This window comes from Actinacidiphila oryziradicis (genome assembly GCF_005047355.1).
In the GTDB taxonomy this organism is placed as follows: Bacteria; Actinomycetota; Actinomycetes; order Streptomycetales; family Streptomycetaceae; genus Actinacidiphila; species Actinacidiphila oryziradicis.
This window is the reverse complement of sequence record NZ_SUMC01000076.1, coordinates 1-17,515: the sequence shown is the minus strand read 5'-3', so window position 1 is coordinate 17,515 and position 17,515 is coordinate 1. Positions and strand designations below refer to the sequence as shown.

Here is a 17,515-nt window from a genome sequence, read left to right as displayed (position 1 = left end):
TCCGTTCGGCCCGTACGGCCTCACCGCTTCACCATCCCCTTCGTTCCACAGGAGCAAGATCCATGCGCATCACAGCCGCAGTCGTGCGGGAAGCAGCACAGCCGTTCATCCTCGAAGAACTCGAACTCGACGCCCCGGGCGACGGCGAGATCCTCGTCAAGGTCCACTCCTCCGGCATCTGTCACACGGACATCGGTGTGCGCAACCAGTGGCTGCCGGTGCCGCTCCCGCTCGTCCTCGGGCACGAGGGCGCCGGTGTGGTCGAGGCCGTCGGCGCGGGCGTTACCAAGGTCACCCCCGGCGACAAGGTCGTCCTGACCTACGCGGCGTGCCACGAGTGCGTCATGTGCAAGCGCGGCGAGCCCGCCTACTGCGAGCAGTTCGCACTGCGCAACGTCGCGGGTTCGCGCCCCGACGGCACCAACGCCCTGCATGGCGAGGGCGACATCCACGGCTTCTTCTTCAGCCAGTCCTCCTTCGGTACCTACGCCATCGCCGTCGAGAGCAACGTGGTGAAGGTCTCCCCGGACGCCGACCTGTCCATCGTCGGCCCGCTCGGCTGCGGCATCCAGACCGGCGCCGGCACAGTCCTCAACCGCCTGAACCCGCCCGCCGGTTCGAGCCTGGTGGTGTTCGGCGCGGGCGCGGTCGGCCTGGCCGCCTTGATGGCCGCCAAGGTCACGGGCTGCACGAAGATCATCGCTGTCGACCTGGTGGACGCGCGGCTCAAGCTGGCCGAGGAGCTCGGCGCGACCCACACGATCAACGGCGGAACCACCGACGTGGTCGACGAGATCCGCAAGATCACCGGCCGCGGTGCGGACTACGCGGTCGACACCACCGCGGTGACGCCTGTCGTGCGGCAGGCCGTCAGCGCGCTGGCGCCCAAGGGCACCTGCGCCATCCTCGGCTTCGGCACTGTCGGCACCAACATCGAGGTCGACATGCTCGAGTTCCTCATGGCCGGCCGCAACATCGTCGGCGTCACCGAGGGCGACGCGCGTCCCGAGGAGTTCATCCCGCGCCTGATCGAACTGCATGCGCAGGGACGCTTCCCGTACGACAAGCTCATCACCAGCTACTCCTTCAAGGACATAAACACCGCGTGTGAGGACTCCGAGGCGGGCAAGACCATCAAGCCCGTGCTCCAGATGATCTGACCGCGCTCTGCCTGACGGACCCTCCCTGAGGTCGTCGGCCGGCTCTTCGCCGGCCGACGACCTGTCTATTTTTCAGGCCGTTGTTCATGCCACGACGTGACCGATCGCCAGGACAACCCACACATCCAGGCGAAGAGCCAGAAAAACAGGTGACCACCGCATCACGCGGCGGTCACCTTGTCTTTTGCGGGTCCTGCGGCCTTACGGGTCCTGCGTGGACCGGCCGCGGCCCCGTAAGGCTCAGGCCGACGCGGCGATGTCCACGATGTCCTGGCCGCCGCTTTCCACCCACGCCTCGCGGACCTCGCCGCGCAAGATCTTGCCTGTCGGGTTGGTGGGCAGCGACTCCGTGCGCAGCCACCACCGGCTCGGCAGTTCGAAGCGGGCGAGCCGGCCCTTGGCGACCGACAGCAGGGCGTCGACGTCAGGCGCTGCGCCCGGGCGCAGCACCACGGCCATCCCGACCTCCTCCCCGAGGTCGGGATGCGGCAGCGCGACCGCCGCGGCCTCCAGGACGTCGGGGTGGGCGAGCACCGCGCTCTCCACGTGGGCGCAGGAGATGTTCTCGCCGCCGCGGATGATGATGTCCTTCGAACGCCCGGTCACATAGAGCCAGTTCGGCTCCTCGATCCGCCCGAGGTCGCCGGTGCTGATCCAGCCCTCGGCGTCGGCGACGCCGCCATGCTCGCCCAGGTAGCCGTAGGTGGCGGTGGGGGTACGGGCCTGGATCTCCCCGACGCCGTCGGCGTCGGGGTTCTTGATCCGGAGCTGGACCACGGGCAGCGCCCTGCCGACGCAGCCCGGCCGGTCAGTGATGTCGCGGCCGCTGCCCGCGGCGAGGACGCCGCCGGCTTCGGTGAGGCCGTAGAGACTGCCCACCCGCGACTTCACGCCGGAGAACGACTCCGTGACCCGCTGCCGCAGCTCGGGGGAGATGGCGGAGCCGCCCATGGGCACGGAGGTGACGCTTGAGGTGTCCCGCTTGGAGAATTCGGGGTGGTCCAGAACCCGGGAGACCATGGTCGGGACGCTGCCCCACACCTTGACCCGCTCCCGCTCGATCAGCATCAGCACCTCGGCCGGGTCGAACTTGCCGCTGAGGAAGATCAGCGAGCCCCCGGAGAGCAGGGTGGTGGAGCTGATCTGCACACCGGCCAGGTGGAAGAGCGGCACCGACAGCATGCTCACCGTGCCCGGGTGGTCCGCGGGCAGCTCGTTGGGCAGCCGCCCGGTGAGGTTGAGCAGGTTCTGGAGGTTGGCCACCACCGACCGGTGCGACATGATCACGCCCTTGGGCGCCCCCGTGGTTCCGGAGGAGAACATGATCACGGCGATGTCGTCCTCGGAGACCGGGGTCAGCTCCAGCTCCACGATGTCGTCGCTGACCACGACGGTACGCAGCGTCTCGAAGTCCACGGTCCGGAACCCGTCGAGCTGCCGCTCGGTGACCACCAGAGCGGGCTCGGCCAGGGCCAGCACGCCGGCCGCCTCCTCCTCGCTCCACCACGCGTTGCCCAGCACCGCAACCGCGCCCAGGACCTGGAGCGCCCAGTAGGTGACGACCCACTCGATCCGGTTGAAGCCGAGGATCATCACGCGGGTGCCGCGCTCGACGCCCAGCCCGCGCAGGTGGGCCGCGACCCGGGCCACCGCCTGCTCATGCTGACCGGAGGTCATCCGGCGGTCCCCCTGGACGAGGAACTCGCGGTCGCTCCAGCGCCGGGACGCAAGGAGCAGCTCCGCCACCGAGCCAGGGCGCAGGGTGTAGACGAGACACGGATTTCCGCCGACGGTGGCCTGTGAAACCTCACGTCCCCAGCGGGAGACTTCGTTCATCGCTGTGTCCTCACGGTCATCACGCGTCATGGATGAGGGAAATCGCCTGTTCCGGGCAGTTGTCGACGGCGAGCTCGGCCTTTCCGCGCTGGTCGTCGGGTACGGTCCCGTCGCCGTTCTCGGTGGAGAACCCCTCCTCGTCGGCGGTGAACAGGCTCGGCGCCAGCACGATGCACCGGTTGTGCCCTTGGCACAGTTCGGGGTTGACATGAACCTTCATCGACATCTCCGTTCCTTGTATGATCAGCGGACGAACTTGGGCGCACGCTTCTCCATCAGCGCCGCGACGCCCTCCGCGTAGTCGGGCTTGTTCATGAGCGCCCCGATCAGTGCCTTGCTCTCCTCGACGGCCGCCCGGACGTCGCTGTGCAGCAGGTCGGCCCACAGCTGCCGCTTCGCGGTGGTCACCGCTTCGGGGGAGGCGGCGGCCAGCATGTGCGCGAACTCGTCGACGTGCTTGGCGAACTCCGCCTCGGGCAGCACCTTGTTGAAGAAACCCATCGACCCCAGTTCCTCGGCGAGGAACACCCGGCCGGTGAGGAGGATGTCGGCCGCGTAAGTCATCCCGATCAGCCGCGGCATGATCCACGACAGCCCGTACTCCGCGGGCAGTCCCAGCCGCGGAGTCGCCGTGGTGACCTTCGCGCCCTCGACGGCGAAGCGCAGGTCGCAGAAGGCTGCCAGCGCGACAGCGATTCCGGCGCACGCGCCGTTCACCGCCGCGATCATGGGCTTGCTCATGCCGAGCTGCCAGGCCATGTCGGTGTCGAACTCCGGCCGGATGCCGTAGCCGGGCCGTTCGGCGTCCTTGGGCAGGGCGGGGTCGTAGTGGTCGGCGGTGACGTAACCGGTCAGTGCCCTGGGGTCGGCGCCGACGCTGAAGGTGTGTCCCGTGCCGGTCAGCACGATGACCTTGACCTTCGGGTCGTCGTCGAGCTGCTTGCAGATCCAGCGGTACTCGTCGTGCATCCGTCCGGTCCACGAATTGCGCCGCTCGGGCCGGTGCAGCCAGACGGTGGCGACTCCTGCCTCATCGACGGCGTAGCGGGTGACCTTGAGCTCCATCTCTCCTCCAGATCGGCTGCTATGGCCTGACGCGTGCGGTTCTGCGTCCGGGTATGGCGCGAGCACAGAAAACACGCTTAAGCTATACAGCATGAGTAACTCAGTGACCACAAATGTAGACTACCCGAGTACCTGCTCCTGGGGTACGGCGTGACCGGCGCCGCGGTGTTGACAAGCCCGCAACAGCCGCTGCGACTGACTGAGGTCGACCTCCAGTCGCCTTCCCGGGGCGAGGTGACGATCGAGATCGGTGCGTCGGGCGTCTGCCACTCCGACATCTCGGTCTTCAACAAGACGCTGCCGCACCCGCTGCCGGTGGTCCTGGGCCACGAAGGCGCCGGCACAGTCGTCGAGGTCGGCGACAGCGTCACCGACGTCGCCCCGGGCGACCGCGTCGTGCTGTCCTGGCTGGCACAGTGCGGCACGTGCTTCTACTGTTCGCACGCCCAGCCCCAGTTGTGCGAGACCGCGGGCGTGGCCTTCGCCAAGGGCGCGCTGCTCGACGGCACCACGCGGTACTCCCTCGGCGGTGAGCCGGTCTACCAGATGGCGGGCCTGGGCACTTTCTCCCAGCGCTGCGTCGTACCGGCCGGCGCGGCGGTGAAGATCCCCGACAGCATCCCGTTCTCGTCGGCGGCGCTGCTCGGCTGCGGTGTGCTCACCGGGTTCGGCGCGGCGGTCAACACCGCCGGCATCCGGGTCGGCGACACCGTCGTCGTCATCGGCTGCGGCGGCGTCGGGCTCAACGCGGTCCAGGGCGCCCGGATCGCCGGTGCCAGCACGGTCATCGCGATCGACATGCACCAGGAGCGACTGGACCTTGCCGTCAAGCTCGGTGCCACCGAGGTGCTCCAGCCCTCGGACAGGACCGTCAAGGCGGTGCGGGCGCTGACCGGCGGACGCGGCGCCGACCACGTGCTGGAGGTCGTTGGCCGCCAGGAGACCGTGCGGGACGCGGTCAAGATGACCCGCAGGGGCGGGCAGGTCGTCCTGGTCGGCGCGGCCGGCGACGACGTGAACCTCACCGTCCCGGCGTTCACCGGCGTGGTGATGACCGAGAAGATCATCCGCGGCTCCCTGTACGGGTCCTCCGACATCAAGCGCGACGTGCCGCGGCTGGTCAGGCTGTACGAGAAGGGCGTGCTCAAACTCGACGAACTGGTCACCGAGACCTTCGAGTTCGACAAGGTCAACGACGCTGTCGACTACTGCGCCTCCGAAAAGGGCGCCCGAGCTGTGGTGGTGTTCTGATGACCCAAACCCTCACTACCGGCTTCACGATGACGATCGGCGGCAAGTCCGTCGCCGGCGCGGGCGGCTTCGGCGTCGTCAACCCGGCCACCGGGCAGGTCTTCGCCGAGGCACCCGACTGCTCCCGTGAGCAGCTCGACCAGGCCATGGCCGCCGCGAAGGCGGCCGGCGTGTCCTGGCGCAAGGACGAGGACGCCCGGCGCGGCGCCATCAAGCAGGCCGCCGACGCGCTGCTCACCCACACCGAGGACCTCGCGGAGGTGCTGTCGGCCGAGCAGGGCAAGCCGCTCAAGGCGGCTGCCTACGAGATCACCGAGACCGCTCGCTGGCTGGCCGCGACGGCCGACCTCGAACTGCCCCGCACCGTCCTCCAGGACGACGCGAGCGCGTACGCGGAGGTCGTGCACCGGCCGCTCGGCGTGGTCGCCGCGATCACGCCGTGGAACTTCCCGCTGCTGCTGGCCGGTTGGAAGCTCGGCCCGGCGCTGCTCGCGGGCAACACCGTGGTGATCAAGCCCTCCCCCTTCACTCCGCTGTCCACCCTGCGGCTCGGCGAGATCGTCGCATCGGTGCTGCCCCCCGGCGTGGTCAACGCCGTCAGCGGCGGTGACGACCTCGGTGCCTGGATGACCAGCCACCCCGCGGTCCGCAAGATCAGCTTCACCGGTTCGGTGCCCACCGGGAAGGCGGTGGCCGCGGCCGCCGCTCCCGACCTCAAGCGCTACACCCTCGAACTGGGCGGCAACGACGCGGCGATCGTCCTGGACGACGCCGACGTCGCCACGGTGGAGCGCGGCCTGTTCTGGGGCGCGTTCATCAACAACGGCCAGATCTGCGCTGGCATCAAGCGGATCTACGTGCCCGAGCGGCTGCACGACGAGCTGGTCGAGGCGCTGGCCGCCCGCGCCCGTTCGGTGCGCGTCGGAGCCGGCACCGAGAAGGGTGTGCAGCTCGGCCCGATCCAGAACCTGCCGCAGTTCGAGCGGGTCAGGGGCCTGGTCGCGGACGCCCTCGACAACGGCGCGGTGGCCGCGGCCGGCGGCAAGCCGTTCGACCGCGACGGCTACTTCTTCGAACCGACCATCCTGACCGGTGTCGCCGAGGGCACCCGGATCGTCGACGAGGAACAGTTCGGCCCCGCGCTGCCGGTGATCCCCTACCGGGACCTGGACGACGCCGTCGAGCGCGCGAACAACACCGACTACGGCCTGTCCGGCTCGGTGTGGAGCCCGGACCTGGACCGTGCCGCGGAGGTCGCCGCCCGCTTCGACTCGGGCACCGCCTTCGTCAACGACCACCTCGCCCTCCAGCCCTACCTGCCCTTCGGCGGCAGCAAGTGGAGCGGTGTGGGCGTGGAGAACGGCCCGTGGGGCCTGGCGGAGTTCACCGAACTTCAGGTGATCTACCGCAACCGTAAGTGACATGCCGGTTCCCAGACCTGGCCCTGAGAGATGAGGCCGTCTTGCCCTACGTGATCGCCGACGCGTGCATCGACGTGACAGACCGCACGTGTATCGAAGAATGCCCTGTCGACTGCATCTACGAAGGCAGTCGCAAGCTCTACATCAATCCGGCCGAGTGCATCGACTGCGGTGCGTGCGAACCTGTCTGCCCGGTGAGCGCCATCAGGAGCGACCGCAAGGTGCCCGAGGCGAAGAAGGCGTTCATCGCCGACAACGCCCGGTTCTTCGCCGAGCCGCTGCCGGGACGCGACGAGCCGCTCGGCGCGCCCGGCGGGGCCGGGGTCGTCGGACCGCTCGGCGTGGACACCGAACTGGTCGCCGCGTTCGAAAAGGAGCCCGCCGCATGACCGCACAGCGCCTCGTCGTGGTCGGCGCGTCACTCGCCGGACTGCACGCGGTGGAAGCGGCACGCAGGGCCGGCTTCACGGGCACGATCACCCTGATCGGGTCCGAGAAGCACGAGCCGTACAACCGGCCCCCGCTGTCCAAGCAGTTCCTCAACGCGGGACCGCCGCCGGAGCCGCCCTTCCTGCGCACCGCGGAGAAGTTCGGCGCGCTCGACATCGACCTGCGGCTCGGCCGCCCGGCGACCGAGCTGGACACCGAGGGACAGCGGGTAGCCGTCAGTGACGAGTGGATCGGCTACGACGCGCTGGTCATCGCCACCGGCGCCACCCCGCGGGCGCTGCCCGGCACCGACGGGCTCGCCGGCGTGCTCACCCTGCGCACCGTCGACGACGCCCGTGCGGTGCGGACCGCGCTCGACGCGGGGGCGCGCACCGTGGTGGTCGGGGCCGGCTTCATCGGCTCCGAGGTGGCCTCGGCCGCGCACAAGCGCGGCCTGCCGGTCACCATCGTCGAGGCTCTGCCCTCGCCGCTGGCCCGCGCGGTCGGCGAGGAAATGGGCGTGGCGGTCGGCGACTTCCACCGCGCCAACGGGGTGGAGCTGCGGTGCGGGACCGCGGTGACGAAGCTCAGCGGCGACGGACGGGTCGAGCACGTCCACCTCTCCGACGGCACCGTCCTCGACGCCGATCTGGTGGTCGTCGGCATCGGGGCCGCGCCGGAGACTGGCTGGCTCGAGTCCTCCTCGCTCACCCTCGACAACGGCGTGGTCTGCGACGAGACGCTCAACGCGGGCGTGCCCGGGGTCTACGCCGCAGGTGACGTGGCCAGGTGGCACAACCCGCTCTTCGACCGGTCGATGCGCCTGGAGCACTGGACCAGCGCGTCGGAGCAGGGCGCGGAGGCCGCGCGCAACGCGATCGACCCCGAGCGCAAGCAGCCGTATGAGACCGTGCCGTACTTCTGGTCCGACTGGTACGACCGGAAGATCCAGTTCGCCGGGCTGCCCGACGCGGAGCACATGGAGGTGGTCTCCGGCCAGGCCACCGACCGCAAGTTCACCGCGCTCTACCGCAGCGGCGACCGGCTGATCGGCGCCCTGACCGTCAACCGCCCGGCCGAGAACGCCAAGTACCAGGGGCTGATCGGGCGCAGGGCCTGCTGGGAGGAAGCGCTCGAAGCGGCCCGGGCGTCCGCCTCCCGGGCTACGGCGGCTGCGGCGAAGATCTGAAGTTCGCGCCCCGGGCCCGCCACAGGCGGCCCGGGGCCTTCCAAACCGGTGTCAACTCCAGTGTTGCATAAGGGTGTTCGCTGGTTGGAGCACGGAGGTGCAGGCCGAACGGCACAAGGTGCTGACCACCGGCATGAACCCTGCCGTCGCCGAAGGCCGCACCAACCGCAACTGGTATCCCGTCCGGCAGCACGGCCGCGACGCGATCGTCGTCAACTTCGCCCGCGGCGACTGCCACCCCTGCCCCGCGCGCGAGAGCTGCACCGCCTCCCGCCGCGGCACCCGCATGCTCACCCTCCAGCCCGCGAACTCCACCAGGCCCTGAACGCCTGTAGGGTTCCAAAAGTCCTGCACATTTGTTGACCTGGGCGTTCGCCAGCTCCGCCTGATCGTTCTCAAGTGGGGTTGCGGTACTCGTGGATGAGTCCGTTGAGGACGTTGTGGCGATGGATGCGTTGTGTGGGGAAGGGGATGACGTTGGGATCGTCGCCGGGAGATCGGAGTTGCAGGGCGCGGTGGGGTCGGCTGGTGTTGTAGTGCTCGGCGTATTCGGCGAGGACGCGCCTCAGGTGTTGCTCGTTGTAGATCAGTAACCGGTCGGTGCACTCGGCCCGGACCGTGCGTATGGCCCTTTCGGCGTGGGCGTTCATCCGCGGAGTCTGCGGCGCGCTCTTCAGGATTTCGATTCCGTCCGCGGTGAAGACCGCGTCGAAGGCCTGGGTGTACTTGCTGTCGCGGTCACGCAGCAAGTAGCGGAAGCCTGAGGCGCGCTGGCCGAGGTCGGCGAGCAGGTTGCGGGCGAGCTGAGTGGTCCAGGCTGCGGTGGGGTGGGCGGTGACGCCGAGGATGTGGACGGTGCGGGTACTGACCTCCATGACATAGAAAACGTACAGCCGTCGCAGGGTCACGGTGTCGATGTGGAAGAAGTCGGCGGCGAGCAGCCCGGATGCCTGGGCGCGCAGGAACTCCCGCCACCTCGGGGTGCCGTGGCTGGGTCGGGGTGCGGGGTTGAGGCCAGCGCTGCGGAGGGTGCGTCGGATGGTGGAGGCGCCGACGCGGTGGCCGAGGCGTCGAAGTTCGCCCTGGATTCTGGTGTAGCCCCATGTCGGGTTGTCGTGGGCGAGGCGCAGGATCAGGGAGGTGAGTTCCTCGGGGATCGGTGGGCGTCCGGTCCGGGCGGGCTTGTGTTTCCACTTCCAGCGCAGCAGTCGGCGGTGCCAGGACAGGAGCGTGCCGGGGGTGACGAGGCGGTGATGGCGCAGCCTGGGCGGGAGGTGTCGGGCGAGGGCGGCGAGCACGGCGCGGTCCGGCCACGTCAGGCGCGGCCGGGTGCTGAGCTGTCGACGCAGCACCGCGACCTCGTGGCGCAGCGCGAGGAGCTCAACGTTCTTGGCCTTCTCCGACCGGGACATCAGCAGGAGCAGTCCGAGCAGCCGGACGAAGATCAGGTAGAGCACGCGCAACGCCATGCAGTCGCAGCATGCCATGATCGCCTGGAACGGCAAAGAGCCTGATCAGAGACCACGCGGCAGTTTTGGCACCCTACAGGCAGGACGCCGCCTCCGAGCTGGCCACAGCACCGCCGGGCCCGCGCGAGGTGGGCACCTGCGGTCATAGAGGGCGTCATGAAGCCTGTAGCGGACGAACCGGCCGTGGCCGGTTGTTGTGGTTGCTGTACTTCGCTGCTGTACCGCAACGTCGGTGCTACTAGAACCGGGACGCACTATCGTTCGCAGTTCGGGATGTTGAGGGTTGGAGAGCCCATGGATCTGCGAGAGTCCCTCGGCAAGGCCGTGGCCGACCTAACAGCTCCGCTGGGACGGGCTGACCGTGAGCAGGGCTGGACTGACGAGCTGCGTCGGGAGATCCAGGAAGAGATCTCGATCAACCGCTCAATGCTGCGGCGCCCCGGACCGTGGGCGGTCAGGTACCTACGTCCCCGCCTCGATGAGTGGATGGCGCGCGAGGGTGTGCAGCCGGGACGCCTCCGAGATGTGGTCATGGAAGTGCAGACTCTCATCACTGAGGCGCGCGAGGCCTGTCCATGCGGATCTCGTCCTCGAACAGCAGCGCCCCCGCGCCGACGATCAGGGTAGTCACGTCGCCCGCCGAGGGCCCGCGTGCCGGGCAGGTCAGCTCGGGTCGGCCCCCCCCCCCCGAACCTCGTCTGCCGGATGTGCGCGCGTCGCGATGGTGGCCGTACAACGGTCGTTCGCACAAGTGGTGCCACGGGGAACTGCTGAGCTCACGGCATTGTTGGGTTGCCACAACCCCGGCCCCATCACACCGCTCGACCCGTAAGGCTCACCGAGAGCCATTTGCACGCTCGCTGCACGCTCGGCCACCGGACGGCCACCACCCCACGCCGACTAGACACGAGCGGACCTGCTCCTGGGAACAAAAGGCCAGCTCAGAGGCGTGGGACGGCGAGATCAGCCACTCAGCGTCAACCACGGACCTACGCATTACGATGCACAGATCGTCGGTGCCCGATTTGCCGAGATTCCAAGGTCATCCAAAGCAAGAAACCCCAGGTCAGAGGCCTGACCTAGGGTGCACCACGGAGCCGCCTTCGGGATTCGAACCCGAGACCTACGCATTACGAGACCGTGAGCGTTCGTGTTGCGTGGTGCCGGGCCGTGCTGCCGAATGACGTCCTGCCTGATTAGAGCGCGTGCGGCTCGTTGGTCTGTGCTGCCTCGTATTACGTCGTCCAAAGGCGTCCGGCCACCGGCTGGCCACCGGAGGCGGCTAAGGGTCGGCGTAGGTGTGTTGTCAGCATCCCACAGAGGCGCTGCGGGTGCCGATTATCGCGTCCGCGCAGGAGAGCGAGTTCGCCGCGGAACCTTCTGTAGCCCCACCCGGAGTTCTCGCGGGCCAGGCGCAGGACGAGAGACTGGATGTTGCTGGGGGCACCTCCCAGCCGAAGGCTGGGGGAGGGTCGGCGGTCTGCCGGGGTGTGTGCGACGGGAGGCTTCGGCGTGGCGGCGGCGCATGAGGTCGCGGGCCACCTCAGGATCGTGTCCGGGGAGACGACCAGGTGCAGCTGCCGCAGCTTGGGCTTGGGGAGCCGATGGAGAAGCGCGGCAAGGAATGCGCGGTCCACCGCAGTGGCCCGTGGCCTGTCGGTTTGCCGCTGCAGGACGGCCAGCTGGTGGCGCAGCGGCAATATCTCCATGTCCTCGTCCACGTCGCTCATCGGCAGCAGCCGTATGAGGGCGAACACGCTTGAGACGGCGAGGTAGGGCAGTCGCAGCAGCACGATCCATCAGCCTGACACGCCTATCCGGCGATCACGGCCGTTCACAAGAACCTGCACGTCACAGGCCATGGATGGGGTTTTCGGCACCCGCAGGGTCGGATGTGACCGCCACCTTCGGTTGACACGAGTCAGAGGTAGATCACCGGTTCGGGGCCGCCACTCTGACCTGGCCTCCGGTGAGGGTGGTTCGGCTTCGCGCCGCTGGGTCCAAGGACCGCGCTACTTCGGTTCCAACAGCCCTGTCTCGCCGGACACGCTAGACCAGGTCGTCGGGGGTGTGGCCGAAGGTGTGGGCCCGGTGTTCTGCGAGATCGCTGAAGGAGCGGGCGGCGGCGCTCTGGTAGGCGGTATCCCGGCGGAGCATTGTGACGGTTCGTGAGGGGAGTGGGGGGTCGACGGGTACGGAGTGGAGGTGGGGCTGTTCGCGGGTGATGGCGTCGGGTAGCACGGTGGCGAGGCTGGTTCGTTGGACGATCGCAACGAGCGCATTGACGGAATTGGCCTCGATGGCGACCTGTGGTCGGACCCGGTGGTCGGCGAGGTACTGGTCGATGTGGTGCCGGGTAGCGAAGTCCGGGCTGAGCAGGGCGAGTTGCTGGTCGCGCAGTTCGCGGACCGGTATCGGGCCCGGGCGGGTCGCGTAGGGGTGGGTGGAGGCGACGACGAGGCCGAGGTTTTCGGTGAACAGGGCGGTGGCGGTGATGGCCGGTAGGTGTGCTCCGCCGAAGGCGATGCCGAGGTCGAGCTGGTCGGCGGCGAGCTCGGACTCGATGCGGTCCTGTGTCATCTCGCGGATGTCCAGGGTGATCCCGGGGTAGCGCGCGTGGAAGTCCTCGACGAGCGGCCCGATCAGGTAGGCGGTGAAGGTCGGGGTCATGGCCAGGCGCAGGGTGCCGTGCGAGAGGTCCTGGACGTCGCGGACCGCGCGCTCGGCTGCGGCGAGGTCGCGCAGGGCTTGGCGTGCGTAGTGGGTGTAGGCCTGGCCGGCGTCGGTGAGGCGCACGGTGCGCCCGGAGCGGTCTAGGAGTTGCACGTGTAGCGAGTTCTCGAGCTGTTTGATCTGCTGCGAGAGCGTGGGCTGCGAGACGTGGAGGGCTTCGGCGGCGCGGGTGAAGTTGGCGTGCTCGGCCACGGCGAGCAGGTACCGGAGGTGGCGCAGTTCCATGAGCCAACTATAGACAGCACTGATAGATCCGATGGCTATTGCGTCTTGGACACTATATGCACAGGTCATGCATCGTTGAGGTCATCGGCAGGCAATACCGGTCGTCGAAGAGGGAGTGACCTCATGAACGAGATGGCGCAGGGTTTCCAGCGGTTCAGCCGGGAGGTGTTCCCGACCCAGGCGGCACTCTTCAAGAAGCTCGCCACCACCCATCAGCCGACCGCGCTGTTCATCGGCTGCTCGGACGCCCGGGTCGTGCCGGAGCTGATCACCCAGACCGGTCCGGGCGAGCTGTTCGTCATCCGCACCGCGGGCAACCTCGTGCCCCCGTACACGCAGGGTGCGGACGGTGTCGCGGCGAGCATCGAGTACGCGATCAGTGTGCTCGGGGTCACGGACGTGATCGTCTGCGGGCACTCCGCGTGCGGCGCGATGACCGCCCTCGCCTGCGGCAACGACCTCACCGGTCTGCCCGCCGTCGCCACCTGGCTGCACCACGCGGACGCCTCCAAGGCCCGCACCGACGCAGGCGAGCACCCTGCGGGCGCGGAGCGGGTCGCCGCCCTGGTGAAGGACAACGTCCTCGCCCAGCTGGCGAACCTGAAGACCCACCCGTCCGTGGCCAAGGCCCTGGTGCAGCACATGGTGACCCTCCACGGCTGGGTCTACGACATCGGCAGCGGCTCCGCCGAGATGCTCGACACCGAAAGCGGACAATTCACCGCCCTGGTCGGCTGACCACCCCCGCATCCCCTCCCACGATCCCCAGACCAGGTCCGGGCACCCGCCTCGGACCCCATCCCGAAAGGCTCACCTCATGGTGCACGCACAGTTCGACCAGACCGCCCGCCAGCAGCTTGCCCTGCAGGTCGTCGACGCCAAGACCCGCAAGGACCTCACCTGGCAGGAGCTCGCTGACGCCGCCGGCCTCTCCATCGCCTTCGTCACCGCGGCCCTGCTCGGCCAGCACCCCCTGCCCGCCGACGCGGCCAAGGCCGTGACCGAGCGCCTGGGCCTGGACGAGGACGCCGCGCTGCTGCTCCAGACGATCCCGCTGCGCGGCTCCATCCCCGGCGGCATCCCCACCGACCCGACCATCTACCGCTTCTACGAGATGCTCCAGGTCTACGGCACCACCCTCAAGGCCCTGGTCCACGAGCAACTCGGCGACGGCATCATCAGCGCCATCAACTTCAAGCTCGACTTCAAGACCGTCGAGGACCCCGACGGCGGCCACCGCGCCGTCATCACCCTCGACGGCAAGTACCTGCCCACCAAGCCGTTCTGACCCCAGGCGGGCCGGGGACCGACCTAACAGGTTCCCCGGCCCGTCGACGCGGGGGTCACGCTGGTGGTGATCGAGGCGACGTCGGACTACTGGAAGCCCTTCGTCCACCTGCTGTCCGAGGGCCTAAATGTGATCCTGGTCAACGCCCGCGATGCCAGGAACCTGCCCGGCCGCAAGACCGACGTCTCCGACGCCGCCTGGCTGGCGCAACTGGGTGCCCACGGGCTGCTGCGGGCCTCGTTCGTGCCGGACGAGCCCGTGCGGGAACTGCGTGACCTCACCCGTGCCCGCACCCACGCCACCCGCGAACGCGCCAAGGTCGCCCAGCGGCTGGAGAAGCTGCTGGAGGACACCGGTATCAAGCTGTCGTCGGTGGCCTCCGACATCATGGGCGTCTCCGGGCGGGCGATGCTCGAAGCCCTGATCGCCGGCGCGCGCGACCCGGAACAGTTGGCGGACCTGGCCAAGGGCCGGATGCGCAGAGGCGCTGACCGGGCGTTTCCGCGAGCACCATGCCTTCCTGGCCCGGCTCTACCTGGACCAGTACGACCAACTCACCGCCATGCTGGAGAAGCTGACCGGCCGGATCGGGGAGGCGATGGCCCCCTTTCGTGACGTGCTCGACCTCCTGGACACCGTTCCCGGCATCAGCCGAGCCGTCGCCGAAGTCGTCGTCGCCGAGACCGGAGGCGACATGAACCGCTTCCCCACCGCCAAGCACCTGGCCTCCTGGGCCGGGGTCTGCCCCGGCCACCACGAGTCCGCCGGCCGGTCCAAAAACACCAAGGTCAGGCCCGGCAACCCCTGCCTCAAGGGTGCCCTGGGGCATCGCCGCGATGGGAGCCGCCCGAACCAACGGCACCTATCTGCAGGCCCGCTACCGGCGCCTCACCTCCCGGCACGGGGTCATGAAGGCCCTGGTCGCGGTCGAGCACTCGATCATCACCGCGATCTGGCACATGCTCACCACCAACAGCCCCTACCACGACCTCGGCGGCGCCTACTTCGCCCAACGCGACCCCGAACGCTCCCCCCGACGCACCATCACCCAACTCAACCAGCTCGGCTTCACCGTCACGCTCAACCCGATCGGCAACGCCGCCTGAACGAACACACCCCGAACCGGCAGCCAGCCCTGGCCACCGGACACGTCCGCCTGCCCGAAACCCGCCTGAGCTGGACTTATTTACGCGTTAGGGTGCGGTCGAGGAGCTCGTGTCTGCAGGTCTGCACCCGCCCCCAGCCTTCGGCCGGGAGGTGCCCCCTGTTCCATGATCGAGCTCATGCGGGGGACGCGGATGCCGATGGTGACGATCTCGATGCCCTCGGCGGCGAAGACGGCGTCGAATGCGCGGGTGTTGCTGCTGTCACGGTCCCTGATCAGGTGTGTGACCGTGGCGCCGGCGTCCTGGAGGTCCATGATCAGGTTCCGGGCGGCCTGGGTCACCCAGACCGCGGTGGGGTGTGCGGTGGCCCCGAGGACGCGAACGCGGCGATTGGCGTGTTCGACGACGGCGAAGACGTACACGCTCGTGCCGTTCAGGGTGGTGGCGGTGAAGAAGTCGCAGGCCAGGATCGCGTGGGTCTGGCTGCGCAGGAAGGCGGCCCAGCTCTGGCGGTCGCGCTCGGGAGCTGGCTCGATCCCGTGCTGCTTCACAATCTCCCACACGGTGGAGGGCGCGACTTTGATGCCGAGGGCAGCGAGTTCGCCGTGGATGCGCCAGTAGCCCCACCCGGCGTTCTCGCGGGCCAGGCGCAGGACGAGAGCCTGGATGGCGTGGCGGGTCGGAGGACGGCCGGGCCGCCTTCAACGGGAGGCGTCGGCGTGGCGGCGGCGTATGAGGTCGCGGTGCCACCGCAGGATCGTGTCCGGAGAGACGATCAGGTGCAGCTGCCGCAGTCTGGGCCGGGGGAGCCGGTGCAGGAGCGTGGCAAGGAGGGCACGGTCCGCCGGGGTGAGGCGTGGCCTGGCGATCTGCCGCTGCAAGACCGCCAGTTGGTGGCGCAGCGTCAACATCTCGATGTCCTTGTCGATGTCGGTCATCGGCAGCAGCCGTATGAGGGCGAACACGCTCGACACGACGAGGTAGGGCAGTCGAAGCAGCACGAACGATCAGCCTGACACTCCTATCCGACGATCGTCCGCCGTTCATGAGAACCTGCACGTCGCAGGCCATGGATGGGGTTTTCGGCACCCGCAGGCGTGCCGCGAGAGCGCTGTCGGCAGGACCCGGTCGGACGGCTCCAGAGAGGGCCGGGAGACCTGACGGCGCAGCACCGCCAGCTGATGCCGCAGCACGAGTAGTTCGCCCGAGCCAAGTTGACAACGCCCCCCAGGATCATCGGCGGCGACACTGTCCTCACATCGTCTCGTCGGTCTGCGGCGAGGGGACGACTTCCACTTTGAGGTGTTTCATGAGTGGTTGGTCGCTCTGCAGGCTGTAATCGCTCGCGGCGCACAGGACGTTCAGCTCTGGCATGTAGCCGGCGGCGCAGCCCGGCGGGATGTCGTAGGCGATGGCCCGGTAGCCGCGGACGGAGCGTTGGCTGCCGTCCTTGGCGGTGCTGGTGATGTCCACCAGGTCGAGTTCCTTGATGCCGCGGACGCGCATGTCGGCGGGGTTCATGAACACCAGGGTGCGCAGGTTCTTCACGCCGCGGTAGCGATCATCGCTGGAGTAGATGGTGGTGTTCCACTGGTCGTGGGAGCGCACGGTTGCCAGCGCGAGCGTCCCGGGGGCGGGTACGACGTCGGTGAGCGGTGCGGAGGAGAACTCGGCCCGGCCGGTGGGGGTGAGGAAGACCAGTTCGCGTGCGGGCTGGCGGAGACGGAAGCCGAGCGGGAGGCGGACGCGCCGGTTGAAGTCCTCGAATCCCTCCAGGGCCTTGGCCATGGTGTCGCGGATTCGGTCGTAGTCCTCGACGTACTTCTCCCACGGTGTGTCGCTGTCCGGCAGGGTGGCGCGGGCCATGCCGGCGATGATGGCGGGCTCGGAGAACAGGCGCGGCGAGGCGGGGCGCTTCATCCCCACCGACAGGTGCACCATGCTCATCGAGTCCTCCACGGAGGTGGCCTGGAGGCCGGACCGCTGCTGGTCCTTCTCGGTGCGGCCGAGGCAGGGCAGGATCAGGGCCTTCTTGCCGTGCACCAGGTGGCTGCGGTTGAGCTTGGTGCTGACATGGGCGGTCAGCTCGCAGTGGCGCAGCCCTTCGAAGGTGTAGGGGGTGTCCGGGGCGGCCATGGCGAAGTTGCCGCCCATGCCGATGAAGACCTTCACCCGGCCCTGGTGCATGGCTTCGATGGTGCGCACGGTGTCCAGGCCCTCTTCACGGGGCGGGTCGATGCCGCACGCTTCGGCGAGCCGGTTGAGGAACTCCTCGGTGGGGCGGTGGTCGATTCCGCAGGTGCGGTTGCCCTGGACGTTGCTGTGGCCGCGGATGGGGCATGG

Annotated in this window: 15 protein-coding genes and 2 pseudogenes; 9 read left to right on the top strand and 8 right to left on the bottom strand. The window is 68.7% G+C overall.

The features are described from left to right. Positions 1 to 62 precede the first annotated feature (62 nt). Positions 63 to 1,160 (top strand): NAD(P)-dependent alcohol dehydrogenase, encoded by a 1,098-nt coding sequence (locus tag FCI23_RS41270; RefSeq protein ID WP_136727800.1) that lies wholly within the window; start codon positions 63 to 65, stop codon positions 1,158 to 1,160. A 240-nt stretch (positions 1,161 to 1,400) separates the two neighbouring features. Here the strand turns inward: FCI23_RS41270 and FCI23_RS41265 are convergent, their stop codons facing one another. Genes FCI23_RS41265 through FCI23_RS41255 form a run of 3 tightly spaced genes read right to left on the bottom strand, consistent with a single transcriptional unit; the run spans position 1,401 to position 4,061 of the window. Further along, positions 1,401 to 2,996 carry a class I adenylate-forming enzyme family protein gene (locus tag FCI23_RS41265; RefSeq protein ID WP_136727802.1) on the bottom strand — a complete coding sequence of 532 codons (1,596 nt, stop codon included), beginning with the start codon at positions 2,994 to 2,996 and terminating at the stop codon, positions 1,401 to 1,403. A gap of 19 nt (positions 2,997 to 3,015) precedes the next feature. Next, positions 3,016 to 3,222, bottom strand: coding sequence for a ferredoxin (locus FCI23_RS41260; RefSeq protein ID WP_211265551.1), 207 nt, complete (start codon positions 3,220 to 3,222; stop codon positions 3,016 to 3,018). Positions 3,223 to 3,239: 17 nt separating this feature from the next. Further along, the gene (locus FCI23_RS41255) at positions 3,240 to 4,061 is read right to left on the bottom strand and encodes an enoyl-CoA hydratase-related protein (RefSeq protein ID WP_136727804.1); all 822 of its coding nucleotides are present in this window, start codon (positions 4,059 to 4,061) and stop codon (positions 3,240 to 3,242) included. Positions 4,062 to 4,211: 150 nt separating this feature from the next. On the opposite strand from FCI23_RS41255, the gene FCI23_RS41250 reads away from it, so the two are divergent. The 5 genes from FCI23_RS41250 to FCI23_RS41230 all read left to right on the top strand — a co-directional run bounded on the left by FCI23_RS41250 (position 4,212) and on the right by FCI23_RS41230 (position 8,676). Then, positions 4,212 to 5,312 carry a Zn-dependent alcohol dehydrogenase gene (locus FCI23_RS41250; RefSeq protein ID WP_136727806.1) on the top strand — a complete coding sequence of 367 codons (1,101 nt, stop codon included), beginning with the start codon at positions 4,212 to 4,214 and terminating at the stop codon, positions 5,310 to 5,312. Continuing rightward, on the top strand, positions 5,312 to 6,733 hold the full coding sequence (locus FCI23_RS41245; RefSeq protein ID WP_246144293.1) for an aldehyde dehydrogenase family protein: 1,422 nt from the start codon (positions 5,312 to 5,314) through the stop codon (positions 6,731 to 6,733). The genes FCI23_RS41250 and FCI23_RS41245 overlap by 1 nt, the downstream gene beginning before the upstream one ends. A gap of 41 nt (positions 6,734 to 6,774) precedes the next feature. Continuing rightward, complete coding sequence (gene fdxA / locus FCI23_RS41240; RefSeq protein WP_136727808.1) at positions 6,775 to 7,122, top strand: ferredoxin; 348 nt, start codon at positions 6,775 to 6,777, stop codon at positions 7,120 to 7,122. Beyond that, positions 7,119 to 8,351 carry an NAD(P)/FAD-dependent oxidoreductase gene (locus tag FCI23_RS41235; protein WP_136727810.1) on the top strand — a complete coding sequence of 411 codons (1,233 nt, stop codon included), beginning with the start codon at positions 7,119 to 7,121 and terminating at the stop codon, positions 8,349 to 8,351. Before fdxA ends, FCI23_RS41235 begins: the two co-directional genes overlap by 4 nt. 97 nt (positions 8,352 to 8,448) lie before the next feature. Then, positions 8,449 to 8,676: a transposase gene (locus FCI23_RS41230; RefSeq protein ID WP_136727812.1), complete on the top strand. Its 228-nt coding sequence runs from the start codon at positions 8,449 to 8,451 to the stop codon at positions 8,674 to 8,676. Between the two features lie 70 nt (positions 8,677 to 8,746). Here FCI23_RS41230 and FCI23_RS41225 read toward each other — a convergent pair whose 3' ends face one another. The 3 genes from FCI23_RS41225 to cynR form a co-directional block, all read right to left on the bottom strand. Further along, positions 8,747 to 9,820 (bottom strand): integrase core domain-containing protein, encoded by a 1,074-nt coding sequence (locus tag FCI23_RS41225; protein ID WP_136727813.1) that lies wholly within the window; start codon positions 9,818 to 9,820, stop codon positions 8,747 to 8,749. A 1,235-nt stretch (positions 9,821 to 11,055) separates the two neighbouring features. After that, positions 11,056 to 11,613: a hypothetical protein gene (locus FCI23_RS41215; RefSeq protein WP_211265552.1), complete on the bottom strand. Its 558-nt coding sequence runs from the start codon at positions 11,611 to 11,613 to the stop codon at positions 11,056 to 11,058. A gap of 256 nt (positions 11,614 to 11,869) precedes the next feature. After that, entirely contained in the window at positions 11,870 to 12,778 is a 909-nt protein-coding gene (gene cynR / locus FCI23_RS41210) for a transcriptional regulator CynR (RefSeq protein ID WP_136727817.1), read from the bottom strand. Between the two features lie 123 nt (positions 12,779 to 12,901). On the opposite strand from cynR, the gene FCI23_RS41205 reads away from it, so the two are divergent. From FCI23_RS41205 to FCI23_RS41195, 3 genes and pseudogenes are all read left to right on the top strand, one after another. Then, positions 12,902 to 13,516 (top strand): carbonic anhydrase, encoded by a 615-nt coding sequence (locus FCI23_RS41205; protein WP_136727818.1) that lies wholly within the window; start codon positions 12,902 to 12,904, stop codon positions 13,514 to 13,516. Positions 13,517 to 13,595: 79 nt separating this feature from the next. Next, on the top strand, positions 13,596 to 14,066 hold the full coding sequence (cynS, locus tag FCI23_RS41200; RefSeq protein ID WP_127353910.1) for a cyanase: 471 nt from the start codon (positions 13,596 to 13,598) through the stop codon (positions 14,064 to 14,066). 42 nt (positions 14,067 to 14,108) lie between these two features. After that, positions 14,109 to 15,172 (top strand): annotated as a pseudogene (locus FCI23_RS41195) (IS110 family RNA-guided transposase); the annotation flags it as partial. A gap of 88 nt (positions 15,173 to 15,260) precedes the next feature. Here the strand turns inward: FCI23_RS41195 and FCI23_RS60950 are convergent. Both FCI23_RS60950 and FCI23_RS41170 read right to left on the bottom strand, forming a co-directional pair. Next, positions 15,261 to 16,173, bottom strand: a pseudogene (locus tag FCI23_RS60950) (integrase); the annotation flags it as partial. A gap of 253 nt (positions 16,174 to 16,426) precedes the next feature. Further along, a partial coding sequence (locus tag FCI23_RS41170; RefSeq protein ID WP_322973921.1) for a molybdopterin dinucleotide binding domain-containing protein occupies positions 16,427 to 17,515 on the bottom strand: 1,089 nt, incomplete at its 5' end.

Bases quoted from the DNA above. Each gene is read 5' to 3' on its own strand.
- FCI23_RS41265 (WP_136727802.1), bottom strand. From the start codon at position 2,996: ATGAACGAAGTCTCCCGCTGGGGACGTGAGGTTTCACAGGCCACCGTC.
- cynR (WP_136727817.1), bottom strand. From the start codon at position 12,778: ATGGAACTGCGCCACCTCCGGTACCTGCTCGCCGTGGCCGAGCACGCC.
- cynS (WP_127353910.1), top strand. From the start codon at position 13,596: ATGGTGCACGCACAGTTCGACCAGACCGCCCGCCAGCAGCTTGCCCTG.
- FCI23_RS41245 (WP_246144293.1), top strand. From the start codon at position 5,312: ATGACCCAAACCCTCACTACCGGCTTCACGATGACGATCGGCGGCAAG.
- FCI23_RS41205 (WP_136727818.1), top strand. From the start codon at position 12,902: ATGAACGAGATGGCGCAGGGTTTCCAGCGGTTCAGCCGGGAGGTGTTC.
- FCI23_RS41235 (WP_136727810.1), top strand. From the start codon at position 7,119: ATGACCGCACAGCGCCTCGTCGTGGTCGGCGCGTCACTCGCCGGACTG.
- FCI23_RS41255 (WP_136727804.1), bottom strand. From the start codon at position 4,061: ATGGAGCTCAAGGTCACCCGCTACGCCGTCGATGAGGCAGGAGTCGCC.
- FCI23_RS41270 (WP_136727800.1), top strand. From the start codon at position 63: ATGCGCATCACAGCCGCAGTCGTGCGGGAAGCAGCACAGCCGTTCATC.
- FCI23_RS41260 (WP_211265551.1), bottom strand. From the start codon at position 3,222: ATGTCGATGAAGGTTCATGTCAACCCCGAACTGTGCCAAGGGCACAAC.
- FCI23_RS41225 (WP_136727813.1), bottom strand. From the start codon at position 9,820: ATGGCGTTGCGCGTGCTCTACCTGATCTTCGTCCGGCTGCTCGGACTG.